Annotated in this window: 13 protein-coding genes and 1 tRNA gene; 10 read left to right on the top strand and 4 right to left on the bottom strand. The window is 70.7% G+C overall.

Annotated elements, in window-relative coordinates; translation table 11 throughout:
- Positions 1-7: 7 nt before the first annotated feature.
- Positions 8-847 carry an SOS response-associated peptidase gene (locus tag OG588_RS33220; protein ID WP_405950464.1) on the bottom strand — a complete coding sequence of 280 codons (840 nt, stop codon included), beginning with the start codon at positions 845-847 and terminating at the stop codon, positions 8-10.
- Positions 848-897: 50 nt separating this feature from the next.
- Here OG588_RS33220 and OG588_RS33215 point away from each other — a divergent pair, with 50 nt between their 5' ends.
- The 4 genes from OG588_RS33215 (at position 898) to OG588_RS33200 (ending at position 4481) form a co-directional block, all read left to right on the top strand.
- Positions 898-1620, top strand: coding sequence for a M50 family metallopeptidase (locus tag OG588_RS33215; RefSeq protein WP_266861988.1), 723 nt, complete (start codon positions 898-900; stop codon positions 1618-1620).
- Between the two features lie 98 nt (positions 1621-1718).
- Positions 1719-3047: a 3-phosphoshikimate 1-carboxyvinyltransferase gene (gene aroA, locus OG588_RS33210; protein WP_405950463.1), complete on the top strand. Its 1329-nt coding sequence runs from the start codon at positions 1719-1721 to the stop codon at positions 3045-3047.
- 12 nt (positions 3048-3059) lie between these two features.
- Positions 3060-4070, top strand: a complete 1011-nt coding sequence (gene rsgA / locus OG588_RS33205; RefSeq protein WP_405950462.1) for a ribosome small subunit-dependent GTPase A — start codon at positions 3060-3062, stop codon at positions 4068-4070.
- Between the two features lie 87 nt (positions 4071-4157).
- A complete protein-coding gene (locus OG588_RS33200) occupies positions 4158-4481 on the top strand; it encodes a multidrug efflux SMR transporter (RefSeq protein ID WP_366095685.1) in 324 nt (107 codons plus the stop codon).
- Positions 4482-4532: 51 nt separating this feature from the next.
- Here OG588_RS33200 and OG588_RS33195 read toward each other — a convergent pair whose 3' ends face one another.
- Positions 4533-5138 carry a TetR/AcrR family transcriptional regulator gene (locus tag OG588_RS33195; protein WP_405950461.1) on the bottom strand — a complete coding sequence of 202 codons (606 nt, stop codon included), beginning with the start codon at positions 5136-5138 and terminating at the stop codon, positions 4533-4535.
- A 260-nt stretch (positions 5139-5398) separates the two neighbouring features.
- On the opposite strand from OG588_RS33195, the gene hisN reads away from it, so the two are divergent.
- The 6 genes from hisN to OG588_RS33165 all read left to right on the top strand — a co-directional run bounded on the left by hisN (position 5399) and on the right by OG588_RS33165 (position 10249).
- On the top strand, positions 5399-6199 hold the full coding sequence (gene hisN, locus OG588_RS33190; protein ID WP_019058317.1) for a histidinol-phosphatase: 801 nt from the start codon (positions 5399-5401) through the stop codon (positions 6197-6199).
- A 221-nt stretch (positions 6200-6420) separates the two neighbouring features.
- On the top strand, positions 6421-6813 hold the full coding sequence (locus OG588_RS33185) for a cyclic nucleotide-binding/CBS domain-containing protein (protein ID WP_405950460.1): 393 nt from the start codon (positions 6421-6423) through the stop codon (positions 6811-6813).
- 98 nt (positions 6814-6911) lie between these two features.
- The gene (locus tag OG588_RS33180) at positions 6912-7328 is read left to right on the top strand and encodes a Fur family transcriptional regulator (protein ID WP_200689012.1); all 417 of its coding nucleotides are present in this window, start codon (positions 6912-6914) and stop codon (positions 7326-7328) included.
- Between the two features lie 154 nt (positions 7329-7482).
- Positions 7483-8250, top strand: a complete 768-nt coding sequence (locus tag OG588_RS33175; RefSeq protein WP_405950459.1) for an ABC transporter ATP-binding protein — start codon at positions 7483-7485, stop codon at positions 8248-8250.
- Complete coding sequence (locus tag OG588_RS33170; RefSeq protein WP_405950458.1) at positions 8247-9110, top strand: ABC transporter permease; 864 nt, start codon at positions 8247-8249, stop codon at positions 9108-9110. The genes OG588_RS33175 and OG588_RS33170 overlap by 4 nt, the downstream gene beginning before the upstream one ends.
- A complete protein-coding gene (locus OG588_RS33165; RefSeq protein WP_405950457.1) occupies positions 9107-10249 on the top strand; it encodes an ABC transporter substrate-binding protein in 1143 nt (380 codons plus the stop codon). Before OG588_RS33170 ends, OG588_RS33165 begins: the two co-directional genes overlap by 4 nt.
- Before the next feature lie 48 nt (positions 10250-10297).
- On the opposite strand, the gene OG588_RS33160 is transcribed toward OG588_RS33165, so the two are convergent.
- Together OG588_RS33160 and OG588_RS33155 are read right to left on the bottom strand one after the other, a co-directional pair.
- Positions 10298-10371, bottom strand: a tRNA-Met gene (locus OG588_RS33160).
- Between the two features lie 174 nt (positions 10372-10545).
- Entirely contained in the window at positions 10546-12396 is a 1851-nt protein-coding gene (locus tag OG588_RS33155; RefSeq protein ID WP_405950456.1) for a tetratricopeptide repeat protein, read from the bottom strand.
- Positions 12397-12521: the final 125 nt, after the last annotated feature.

Below are 12521 nucleotides of genomic sequence, written 5' to 3'. Positions count from 1 at the left end.
GCTCACGCTAGAAGAGTGTGCCCTCCTCGGGCCCCTCCAGCTCCTTCAGCAGCTCCGGCCCGTTGTTGCGGACATTGCTGACGGCCGTGGACACCGGATACGCGCGCATCAGCCCGGCCGGCGGCGGGTCGAGCAGCTCGCGCAGGTCGTCCGGGTCGGTGCGGGAGGGGTCGAGCCAGGAGTCCCAGCGGTCCGGGGTGAGCATCAGCGGCATCCGGGGATGGATGTCGGCCAGCGCGTGCGGCCCCTCGGCCGGCGGGACCGCCAGCGGGGTCGTCTCCGCCTCGGTCGTGATCACCGAGCAGGTGACCCACCAGGCCAGCGGATGGTCGTCGGGCAGGGTCCGGTCCCGCCAGAACTCGTACAGCCCTGCCATCGCGAACACCGACCCGTCGGCGGGCAGCACGAAGTACGGCTGTTTGCGCTGCCGCTTCTTCTTGCCCTCGACCTCCAACTCCCGCTCGTCCTTGGCGGTGACCCACTCGTAGTAGCCGTCGGCGGGGATGATGCAGCGCCGGGTGGAGAAGGCGCGACGGTACGACGGCTTCTCGTGCACGGTCTCCGCGCGGGCGTTGATCATCCGCGCCCCGCCCTCGGGGGTCTTCGACCAGCTCGGTACGAGTCCCCACTTGAGCTTGCGCAGCTGGCGAACCGGCTTCCCCGTGACGGAGGAACTGGTGGATGCAGCGTCCGCGTCCTTAAGTGGGCGGTCGAGGACTGCATAGACCTCTTTGGTCGGGGCCACGTTGTAGTCGGGGGCCAAAGCCTCCTCGGGCTCCCACTTCTCGATCTCAAAGACTCCTGCGAGATCCTCGGGCCCACGACTCGCTGCATACCGTCCGCACATACGTGCCAGACTGCCAGATTCGACGACCACCACGGGAGCCTCCGCCGCCAATGGACAGCACCGCAATCACCTCGTTCAGCGCCCTCTGGGACGAGGTCTTCGGCAGTCAGCCCGACCCCGATCTGTGGGTGGTCATCGCCACCATGGTCGCCGCGCTGGCCGTGGTCGTCCCGCACGGCCTGTGGCGCCTCTCCCGCAACGCCATCACCATCGCCCACGAGGGCGGCCACGGCCTGGTGGCCCTGCTCACCGGCCGCACCCTCACCGGCATCCGCCTCCACTCCGACACCAGCGGCCTCACGGTCAGCCGAGGCAAGCCACACGGCCTCGGCATGATCCTCACGGCAGCCGCCGGCTACACCGCTCCCCCACTCCTGGGCCTGGGCGGCGCGGCCCTCCTGGGCGCCGGCCACATCACCCTCCTCCTGTGGCTGTCGACCCTGTTGCTGATAGCCATGCTGGTCATGATCCGCAACGCCTACGGCGCCCTCACGGTCATCCTCAGCGGCGCAGCCTTCCTCCTCGTGTCCTGGCTGACGGGCCCCCAGGTGCAGGCGGCTTTCGCGTACGCGGTGGTGTGGTTCTTGTTGCTGGGAGGCGTACGCCCCGCATTCGAGCTCCAGGCAAAGAGGTCAAGGGGCGGCGCGGGCGACTCGGACGCGGACCAGTTGGCGCGACTGACCCACGTACCAGCGGGTCTATGGCTGTTCCTCTTCCACCTGGTGTCCCTGTGCTCGCTGATAGGCGGAGGACGCTGGCTACTGGAGCTATGACGCGCCCCGAAGGGGCAGGCGTCCAGGGGCGCGGGGAACTGCGCGACCAGCCCCAACGGCGCGGCACTCGACAGACGGCCTACTTATACAGTGGGGCCATGGCCCCGAACGACTCACAAACCGCCCTCTGGCCCGCCCCCACCGCCGCCGGAGCCGTCGACGCGACGGTCCACGTCCCGGGGTCCAAGTCCGTCACCAACCGCGCCCTCGTCCTCGCCGCCCTCGCCAGCGAACCGGGCTGGCTACGCCGCCCCCTCCGCTCCCGAGACACCCTCCTGATGGCCGGCGCCCTCCGCGCGATGGGCGTAGGCATCGAGGAGGGCGTAGGCACGGAAACGGGCTCCGGCGAGTTCTGGCGAGTCATCCCCTCGGGCCTCCACGGCCCGGCCACGATCGACGTAGGCAACGCCGGCACCGTGATGCGCTTCCTCCCCCCCGTCGCCGCCCTGGCCAACGGCCCCATCCGCTTCGACGGCGACCCGCGCTCCTACGAACGCCCCCTGCACGGCGTGATCGACGCCCTCCGCGTCCTCGGCGCCCGCATCGACGACGACGGCCGGGGCGCGCTGCCCCTGACCGTGCACGGCGGGGGCGCGCTGGACGGCGGCCCGGTGGAGATCGACGCCTCGTCCTCGTCCCAGTTCGTGAGCGCCCTCCTCCTCTCCGGCCCCCGCTTCAACCAGGGCGTGGAGGTCCGCCACACCGGCTCCTCCCTCCCCTCGATGCCGCACATCCGGATGACGGTCGACATGCTGCGCGCGGTCGGCGCCCAGGTGGACACCCCGGAGTCGGGCGGCGAGCCCAACGTCTGGCGGGTGACCCCGGGCGCACTGCTCGGCCGGGACCTGACCGTGGAGCCGGATCTGTCGAACGCCCAGCCCTTCCTCGCGGCGGCCCTCGTCGCCGGCGGCAAGGTCGTCGTACCGGACTGGCCGGCCCGGACCACCCAGCCCGGTGACCGGCTGCGGGAGATCTTCACCGAGATGGGTGGTTCCTGCGAACTCACCGAGTACGGGCTGGAGTTCACCGGTTCGGGTGCGATCCACGGCATCGACGTGGACCTGGGCGAGGTCGGCGAACTGACCCCGGGTATCGCGGCCGTGGCCGCCCTCGCCGACTCCCCCTCGACCCTGCGGGGCGTCTCCCACCTGCGCCTGCACGAGACCGACCGGCTCGCCGCGCTCACCAAGGAGATCAACGAGCTGGGCGGTGACGTGACCGAGACCGCCGACGGTCTGCACATCCGCCCGCGCCGCCTGCACGGCGGGATCTTCCACACCTACGAGGACCACCGCATGGCCACCGCGGGCGCGATCATCGGCCTCGCGGTCGAGGGCGTGCAGATCGAGAACGTGGCGACGACCGCGAAGACCCTTCCGGACTTCCCCGACCTGTGGGCCGGAATGCTCGGGAGCGATGGGGCGTAGGGGACACACGCCATGCGTCGCTACGGCAAGAACACCGACGAGGACGACATCCGCCAGCGCCCGAACCGCAAGGGCAACCGGCCGCGCACCAACATCCGCCCCAAGCACGAGGAGGCGGTCGAGGGCATGGTCCTCACCGTCGACCGGGGCCGCCTGACCTGCCTGGTCGAGGACCGGGTCGTGATGGCCGTCAAGGCCCGTGAACTGGGCCGGAAGGCGGCGGTGGTGGGCGACCTCGTCGGCATCATCGGCGACCTGTCCGGTGACAAGGACACCCTCGCCCGCATCATCCGCATCGAGCCGCGCACCTCGGTGCTGCGCCGCACGGCCGACGACGACGACCCGTACGAGCGCGTGGTCGTCGCCAACGCCGACCAGCTCGCCATCGTCACCGCCCTCGCCGACCCCGAGCCACGCCCCCGCCTGATCGACCGCTGCCTGGTAGCGGCCTACGACGGCGGCCTCGACCCACTCCTCGTCCTCACCAAGTCGGACCTGGCGTCCCCCGACCAACTCCTGGAGATGTACGGCGCGTTGGGCGTCCCGTACGTCGTCACGAGCCGCGAGGAGCTGGAGAACGGCACCGCGGTGGAACGGGTCCGCAAGCAGCTCGACGGCAAGATCACCGCGTTCGTCGGCCACTCCGGTGTCGGCAAGACGACCCTCGTGAACGCCCTGGTCTCGCTGGAGCGCCGACGCAGCACCGGCATCGTCAACGCCGTCACCGGCCGCGGCCGGCACACCACGACCTCGGCGCGCGCGATCCCGCTGCCGGACGACTCGGGCTGGGTCGTCGACACCCCCGGCGTCCGTTCCTTCGGCCTGCACCACGTGGACCCGTCCCGGGTGATCAAGGCCTTCCCCGACCTGGAGCCCGGCACGGAGAACTGCCCGCGCGCGTGCAGCCACGACGAGCCGGACTGCGCCCTGGACCAGTGGGTGGCCGACGGTCACGCGGACCCGCAGCGGCTGTACTCGCTACGGCGGCTGCTGGCCACCCGTGAGCGAACCGAGGGCGACTGATCACCGTCTGACCACCGCGTGTTTGTGGGGACTCAAGTTCGGTAAGTGCATAATCGCACCGAGCCGGACAAACGGGAGGACAGCACAATGGCGTGGCTGCTGGTTGTCGTGGCCGGAATTCTGGAGACCGGGTTCGCCGTGTGCCTGAAGCTGTCCCACGGCTTCACGCGCCTGTGGCCGACGGTCGCCTTCTGCTCCTTCGCACTGGGCAGCTTCGGCCTGCTGACCCTCGCCCTGAAGAAACTCGACGTGGGCCCCGCCTACGCCGTGTGGACCGGCATCGGCGCGGCCGGCACCGCGATCTACGGCATGGTCTTCCTCGGCGACCTGGTGTCGACGCTGAAGCTCGTGTCGATCAGCCTCGTCATCGTCGGGGTCATCGGGCTCCAGCTGTCCGGTTCCGCGCACTGAATCTGTCGGGGCGGGCATCTGTTGAGGCAGGCTTCTGTTGAGGCGGGCCATTTATTTAGGCGGGCCCAGCGCGCTGCGCACCAGTTCGCTCACGCCTCCCTCCCCCGGCGGCGCCGCCACACAGGACAGCGCCAGCCGTACGACGAGTTCGCAGGACCGTGCCAGGTCGGCGGTGTCCGGCTTGGCAGCCCCGGGTCCGGCGAGCGCGGCCACCGCACGGTCGCGGACGACGGCCACGAAGTCACCGGGTGAGGGCAGCGGCCCGTCGGCCCGGCGCTGTGCCGGTACGGCGGAGGAGGACAGCACCGCGGACAGGGTCGGCGAGGGCAGCCGTTCGCTCCAGCAGCCGGTGAGCATCGCCCGTACCAGCGCGTTCTCGCGGGCCGCGGAGGTGGTCCACTCGGCGGTCGCGGTCAGCCGCTCGCGGGCGTCCACATGGGCGCCGAGCGCCCGGTCGACGCCGACGAGATACCCGTCGGCCTCCCTTCTGACCAGCGCCCGCGCGAGCCCCTCCTTGCTCCCGAACTCGTTGTACAGCGTCTGCCGGGACACTCCGGCGGCGGCGGCCACGTCCACCATCCGTACGGTGGACCACGACCGGCGTGCCAGCGCCGTATAGGCGGCGTCCAGCAGGGATTCCCGCGCTGCAGGCATCATTCGCCTCCCTGGGGCGAGCGGCTCTGCGCCCAGATTTGACGCGCGCGGGGGCACTGTCAAGGGTTCGCGGCGGCGCCAGGGGGCGCACTTCGGCCATTGCGCGCGGGAGTTGGGGCGGGGTCGGGGCGGGATCCGGGCGAGGGCCGGAGCGGAGGTTCCCTCTTGATGATCTCCCCGGGGTCCCCGACCTCCCGTCCACCTCCCGTTTCGCCCACCGGACCCTGTAGCCCCGGCGCGACCCCTGAAGATACGGTTCACGCATGGCCGACTATCACGATGACCTGCGCCTCGCCCACGTCCTCGCGGACGCCGCCGACGCCGCGACGACCGCGCGGTTCAAGGCGCTCGACCTCAAGGTCGAGACCAAGCCGGACATGACTCCGGTGACCGAGGCGGACAAGGCGGCCGAGGAAGTCATCCGCGGTCATCTGCAGCGCGCACGCCCGCGTGACGCGGTCCTCGGCGAGGAGTTCGGCATCGAGGGCACCGGCCCGCGCCGCTGGGTGATCGACCCGATCGACGGCACCAAGAACTACGTACGCGGAGTCCCGGTGTGGGCCACGCTGATCTCCCTGACGGAGGCGGCGGAGGGCGGTTACCAGCCGGTCGTCGGCCTGGTCTCCGCGCCCGCGCTCGGCCGCCGCTGGTGGGCCGCCAAGGGCCACGGCGCCTACACCGGCCGCAGCCTGTCCTCCGCGTCCCGGCTGCGCGTCTCCCAGGTCTCGAAGCTGACGGACGCCTCCTTCGCGTACTCCTCGCTCACCGGCTGGGAGGACCAGGGACGGCTTGGCGGCTTCCTGGACCTCACCCGTGAGGTGTGGCGCACGCGCGCGTACGGCGACTTCTGGCCGTACATGATGGTCGCCGAGGGCTCGGTCGACATCTGCGCCGAACCGGAGCTCTCCCTCTGGGACATGGCGGCGACCGCGATCATCGTCACCGAGGCGGGCGGCACCTTCACGGGCCTCGACGGCCGCCCGGGCCCGCACAGCGGCAACGCGGCCGCGTCGAACGGCATCCTGCACGACGAGTTCCTGGGCTACCTCAACATGCGCTACTGAGCACCACGGGACGCCCGCACACGCCCCCAACCGGCCGCGCGCGCCCTCTTGTTGACCCGTGCTTTACCTGCGACTCTGAGAGCGCCCCCACTTGTGAACTTGTGAATCCGGTAACTAACGGACCCGGCCCGGCAAGCGACGGCCCGAGGTCCGCGTAGCGACACGGATTCCCCAGGAGGTGACCTCATCCCATGCCGCACCCGCACCCTTTGCCGCAATCCATGTTGGTCCGCGACGCCATGAGCACGGTGGTCCTCACCATCGGCCCCGCCCACACCCTCCGCCAGGCAGCCGCCCTGATGTCCTCCCGCCATGTCGGCGCGGCCGTGGTCCTCGACCCGGACGCCGGCGGCATCGGCATCCTCACCGAACGCGACATCCTCAACTCGCTGGGCCGGGGCCAGGACCCGGACACCGAGCGCGCCCACGCCCACACCACCACCGACGTCGTCTTCGCCACCCCGGCCTGGACCCTGGAGGACGCGGCGAGCGCGATGGCCCACGGCGGTTTCCGCCATCTCATCGTCCTCGACCGCTCCGAACCGGCCGGCATCGTCTCGGTCCGCGACATCATCCGCTGCTGGGCACCCGTACGACAGCAGGTTCCCGCCTGAAACCGGGCGGAGTCACAGTTGGACTCAGTCCAAGTCCAGCAGCCCTCCAAAGTCACACCTATTCGGGAACTGGTCAGCCTGCTGTTAAGCTGACCGGCATGAGTGACCTTCTGGAGCGGCTGCGCGGACGCGGATGGCGGATGACCGCACAGCGGCGCGTCGTGGCCGAAGTACTCGACGGCGACCATGTGCATCTGACCGCCGACGAGGTCCACTCCCGCGCCGTGGCCAAGCTGCCCGAGATCTCCCGGGCGACGGTCTACAACACGCTGGGCGAACTGGTCTCGCTCGGCGAGGTCCTGGAAGTCGCCACGGACAAGCGAGCCAAACGCTACGACCCGAACGCGCACAGCCCGCACCACCACCTGGTCTGCGCCAACTGCGGCCAGATCCGTGACGTCCACCCGGGCGGCAACCCCCTCGCCGACCTCCCCGACTCGGAGCGCTTCGGCTTCACTGTCTCGGACGTCGAGGTGACCTACCGCGGGCTCTGCCCGAACTGCGCGAGCGCGTAGCAAGTCCCTTCACAGGCCCCGGTATCCGTTCGACACGGACGCCGGGGCTTTGTGCTGCGTGCAGGCTTCCCGAATCTGACGGTCCGTCATATCGTCGTGCGGCACCCCCACCCGTAGAGACAGACAGACGTACCGCCCTCCGCAAGGAGCACCCGTGGGAGACCCGCACCCAAAACTCCACGCCACCCAGCTGACCCGCACCTTCGGCCGCGCCCCGCACCAGGTCCATGCCCTCGGTCCGCTCGAACTCACCGTCGCCCCGGGCGAGTTCGTCTGCCTGGTGGGCCCATCGGGTTGCGGCAAATCCACCCTCCTCCGCATCGCCGCGGGCCTACTGCGCCCGAGCACCGGCACCCTGGAGATCCGCACACGGAGCCCCCGCCCGGCGGCCATGATCTTCCAGGACTACGGCATCTACGACTGGAAGTCGGTCCGCGCCAACGTCCGCTTCGGTCTGGACATCCAGCGCGTCCCGCGCCGCACGGCCAACGCCCGCGCCGACGAGTGGCTGACCCGCATGGGCCTCGCCGACTTCGCGCACGCCTACCCCGCGACCCTCTCCGGCGGGATGCGGCAACGCGTCGCCATCGCCCGCGCACTCGCCGTAGAACCCGAACTCCTGCTGATGGACGAGCCGTTCGCCGCCCTGGACGCCCAGCTCCGCACAATCCTCCAGGACGAACTCCTCGACCTCACACAGACGTTGCACACCACCACCCTCTTCATCACACACAGTCTGGAGGAGGCGCTCGTGCTCGGTGACCGTGTGCTGGTGATGTCCGCGCGCCCGGGCAGGATCATCGCCGAACACCGTCCGCCGTTCCCCCGCCCACGCACCGGCGACATCCGCGACACCCCCGAATTCACCGCCCTGAAGGGCGAGTTGTGGGAGCTGCTGCGCAAGGAGGCGGTACCCGCATGACCACGATCGCCCCCGGCCGCGAGGAATCGGTCCTGGTCCGTCGCCCCGGCCCGCACGAACTCCATCCCGTACGCACCCACCGGCGCCGGCGCGCGCTGGAACTGTCCCTCGCCGTCGCCGTACCCCTCGCCCTGGTCCTGTGGTGGCAACTGGCCGCCACCCAGGGCTGGATCGACCCCCGCGTCTACCCGGCGCCGTCCACGATCTTCTCCGACGGCTGGGACCGGGCCACCGCGGGCGACCTGTGGCCGGACGTGTGGGCCACCACCCGGCGCGTCCTCGGCGGCTACGCGATCGGCACGGCGGCCGGCTACGCCCTGGGCCTGCTGATGGGCTCCCTCACCCTCGTCCGGGCCGCGCTGGAACCGCTGTTGGACGCCCTGTACGTCGTACCGAAACTGGCCCTGCTGCCCGTCTTCCTGAACATGTTCGGCCTGGGCGAAGGCCCACAGATAGCTCTGGTGGCCGCCACGGTCTTCTTCTTCGTGTGGATCTCGACGATGTCGGCGGTCCTCGCGATCCCCTCCGGCCACCGCGACGCGGGCCGGGTCTTCGGCGCCACCCCGTGGCAGATGTTCCGCCACGTCCTCCTGCCCGCCTCGCTCCCCGCGGTCCTGGTGGGCGCGCGGATCGCGGCGGGCGTGGCCGTCCTGGTCATCGTCGCCTCGGAACAGATCGCGGCGACGAACGGCCTGGGCCACCTGATCTTCGACTCCCGCGCGCTGTTCGAGAACGACGTGATGTTCGTGGGCATCGTGTGCGTCGCGGTCCTGGGCGTCGTCTTCTCCGAACTGGTGCGGGTGGCAGGCCGGTTGCTCACCCCGTGGGCACCGCGGGACCGCGGACGGGGGCAGTCGTGAGACGGCGTGCGTACGGTGTGGCGGTCGTCGTCGCGGCGGTGCTGGCGTCGGCGGGCTGTTCGTCGAAGTACGCGGGAGGCACCGAGTCGTCGAGCACCACGGTGGACACCCGCACCGTCAAACCGGTGGACGGCTGCGGCAAGTCGTCCTGGACGGACCCGGCGGACCTCTCCCCCACCCGCGCCCCGGCCCGCTGCCGGCCCCTCACCCCCTCCCCCCAACCCCTGGCCAAAACAAGGAAGTTGACGATCGCGACGGGAACGCTGAGCGCGGAGTACGTGGCCCCGCTCGAAGTCGCCGTCGACAAGGGCGAGTTCAAGAAGGAGGGCCTGGACGTCACGCTCAAGGTGCTCCCGACACCGGACGCGCTCCCGCTGCTGGCCAAGGGGGACATCGACGCGATGTGGGCGGCTCCGGAGGCGGCCGTCATGAACGGCGTCAAGGGCGGTTTCGACATCAAGTGGGTCGCCGGGAACTTCTCGCCCGACCCCGAGTCGAAGAGCGGCCTGTGGGTGAAGCTGAAGAAGGGCGAGGCGGCGGCCGACGTCCGGATGGCGGGCCGCAGGATGGGCACGATGATCGGCAAGGGCTCGGTGATCGCGTACCCCATGCAGAAGGCTCTCGCGACCCACGGCGGCGGCCTGGACAAGATCCAGTACCAGCAACTCGGCTCGGCCGACGTCCTCACCGCCCTCCAGAACGGCGGCGTCGACTCCGCCTGGCTCCTGGACCCGGTCTGGCGCAAGGTCGACGACAACCCCCAGTACGCCTTCCTGGGCGGCCAACCACGGGGCGAGCCCCTGGGCGGCATGCTGTACGGCCCCAGCCTCCTGAACGACGACGTGGGCGCCGGCGTGGCCCTCCTCCGCGCCTACATCCGCACGGTGAACACGTACTTCGCCGGCGACTACAAGAAGGACCCGTCCTTCGTCGCCTACCTGGCGAAACTCCTGAAGACGGACGAGGCGGTCCTGAGATCAACCCCGTCCCTCAGCATGGACTGGGAGATCCGCGCGGGCACGACGACGCGGTTGCAGGCCGCGTACAAGGCGGCGGACGTGTCAAAGGGGGCCGCACTGCCGGAATCCAGAACGGTGGACCGCTCCCTGTACGAGGAGGCGGTGGGCCACCAGCCGTAGAAACACCGAGGGCCGGAACCCTTTCGGATTCCGGCCCTCGGCCTTCAGTAGCGGGGACAGGATTTGAACCTGCGACCTCTGGGTTATGAGCCCAGCGAGCTACCGAGCTGCTCCACCCCGCGCCGTTGTGTTGCAACCGTACGCCAGACGGGCGGACAGAAGCAAATCGCTTATCAACCCAGGTCAGCTGCATCCAGCCCGTCCGGCGTTTGAGGACGAGGCCGTTCAGGCCGAAGCGGGGGTCTGGGGGCGGCAGCCCCCAGGGATGGGACGGGTAGGGGCGGCGGGGGCGAAAACTACGCCGTCAGCTCCTGCCGCAACGCATCCCGCAACCGAGCCGCCCGCTCAGAAACCTCCCGAGGCCCAAGCGTCACCGCCCGATCAGCCCACCGCTGCCCCTCCGCCAGCTCACCGCGACGCGCGTAAACCAGAGCCAATCGCAGCGCAGCCCGCCCGTGCCCCGCATCAGCGGCCCGAGCCCACCACACCGCAGCCTCCGGCTCACTCCCCTCCCGGGCCAGCAACAGCCCCAGGTTGAAAGCCCCGTTGCGCGACCCGGCCTCGGCAGCCTCCCGATACCACCGAGCCGCCTCGACGACATCGCCCCGCGCAGCGGCCAGCATCCCGACCCGAACCTGCGCCCGCCGATGCCCCTGAGAAGCCGCCCGCTCGTACCACTCCTCGCACTCGGTCTTCTCATGCACCTGCTCACCCAACTCATGCGCGGGCGCAGGCGGCCGCCGAGCATCAAGCACCGAGGCCAAACGGTAAGCCGCCTCCGCACTCCCCCCACCCGCGGCGCACCGCAGATGCCGCTCGGCCTCCCGCTCGTCCCCGTCCCGCAGCCGAGCGATCCCGACCTGCAACGCCGCCTCCGTATGCCCGGCAGCAGCGGCCCGCTCGTACCAGGGCAGCGCAACGCCCTCCTCACCGCGCCCGGCGAAGAGAATCCCGAGGTTGAACGCCGCGTCCACGCTCCCGGCCTCGGCCGCCTTGGAGAACCACGGCTCGGCCCCGGTCGCGTCGCCGCCCTGAAGCAGCAGCACGGCCAGCGCGTTGGCGGCCTCCCGGTGCCCTGCGTAGGCAGCCCGCCGGTACCACTGCTCGGCCTGCGCGGTGCGCGCCTGCTCGGCACACAACAGCCCGAGGTTGTAAGCGCCGTTCACATCCCCGGCGTCCATCGCGGCCCGGTACCACCGCTCGGCGGTCTGTGTCTCGCCGCGCTCGGCGTGCAGCGCGCCCAGCGCGTTGGCCGCGTTGCCGTCACCGTCCTGGGCGGCACGGAGCCACCACACGGCGGCGCTCTCGGTGTCGCCGGCGTCGCGCAGCAGGAACCCGAGCGCACAGGCGGCCCGCGCCTCCCCGTCCTTGGCGGACGTCAGATACCAGCGCCCGGCCTCCTTGAGCTCGCCCCGCTTCTCCAGGATCGCCCCGAGTTGCAGCGCGGCCCGCTGATGCCCACGCGCGGCGGCCTGCCGGTACCACTGCTCGGCCTCGTTCCCGGGATCCCCGGCGGAATCAGAGGTTCCGGAGGCCGAGGCGACACCGTTGTCAGCCCCACCGTCGTACTCGTACTCGTCCTCGTGCGGCCTACGGCGATCGAGTGCCCGCGCCAGCCGGTACGCGGCCTCGCGGTGCCCGCGCTCGGCGGCGGAGCGCATCCACTGCTCGGCCAGGGCGTCCCCGCGGTGCTCCAGCAGATCGGCGAGGGCGTACGCGCCCAGCGCGTGACCCTGTTCGGCGGACTGGCGCAGCCAGTACTCGGCGGCGGGCTCGTCGCCGCGCTCACGGTGGTACCGGCCGAGCGCGTGCGCGGCGGCCGCGGACCCCGCTACGGCCGCGATCCGCCACCAGCCGGCGGCGTCGTCGGTGTATCCGCGCTGGTGCAGGAGGACGCCGAGGTTGTTGGCCGCGGCCCGGTCGCCCTCGGAGGTGGCGGCACGCAGCAGGGGCTCGGCTCCGTCGAGATCACCGCGGCGCAGCAGCATCGCTCCGAGGACACTCGTCGCCTCGACGTCGCCGGCCTGCGCGGCGAGCCGTGTACGTGCCTCGTCGACAGCCTCCCCGTCACCGGTCTCGTCCCGGTCGGAAGGCTGCACAAAACGCCCTGTATCCAACAGAGTTGCCTTGTCCCCCATAACGTCCATCGTCGCACCACCTGCAACCTGGGTACACCTGGTATACCGCAGCCAGTGAGGTCTCTACAGCGTTTTGTCGACATGCCCACAGAGAGACAACACAAACACGGTTTCACCAAGTCCCCCCGGCGGCA

It is taken from the genome of Streptomyces prunicolor (genome assembly GCF_045162825.1).
Lineage (GTDB): Bacteria > Actinomycetota > Actinomycetes > Streptomycetales > Streptomycetaceae > Streptomyces > Streptomyces prunicolor.
The sequence above is the reverse complement of the archived record's forward strand: the minus strand, read 5'-3'. Positions and strand labels throughout refer to the sequence as shown.

Bases quoted from the DNA above. Each gene is read 5' to 3' on its own strand.
- OG588_RS33220 (WP_405950464.1), bottom strand. From the start codon at position 847: ATGTGCGGACGGTATGCAGCGAGTCGTGGGCCCGAGGATCTCGCAGGA.
- OG588_RS33215 (WP_266861988.1), top strand. From the start codon at position 898: ATGGACAGCACCGCAATCACCTCGTTCAGCGCCCTCTGGGACGAGGTC.
- aroA (WP_405950463.1), top strand. From the start codon at position 1,719: ATGGCCCCGAACGACTCACAAACCGCCCTCTGGCCCGCCCCCACCGCC.
- rsgA (WP_405950462.1), top strand. From the start codon at position 3,060: ATGCGTCGCTACGGCAAGAACACCGACGAGGACGACATCCGCCAGCGC.
- OG588_RS33200 (WP_366095685.1), top strand. From the start codon at position 4,158: ATGGCGTGGCTGCTGGTTGTCGTGGCCGGAATTCTGGAGACCGGGTTC.
- OG588_RS33195 (WP_405950461.1), bottom strand. From the start codon at position 5,138: ATGATGCCTGCAGCGCGGGAATCCCTGCTGGACGCCGCCTATACGGCG.
- hisN (WP_019058317.1), top strand. From the start codon at position 5,399: ATGGCCGACTATCACGATGACCTGCGCCTCGCCCACGTCCTCGCGGAC.
- OG588_RS33185 (WP_405950460.1), top strand. From the start codon at position 6,421: ATGTTGGTCCGCGACGCCATGAGCACGGTGGTCCTCACCATCGGCCCC.
- OG588_RS33180 (WP_200689012.1), top strand. From the start codon at position 6,912: ATGAGTGACCTTCTGGAGCGGCTGCGCGGACGCGGATGGCGGATGACC.
- OG588_RS33170 (WP_405950458.1), top strand. From the start codon at position 8,247: ATGACCACGATCGCCCCCGGCCGCGAGGAATCGGTCCTGGTCCGTCGC.
- OG588_RS33155 (WP_405950456.1), bottom strand. From the start codon at position 12,396: ATGGACGTTATGGGGGACAAGGCAACTCTGTTGGATACAGGGCGTTTT.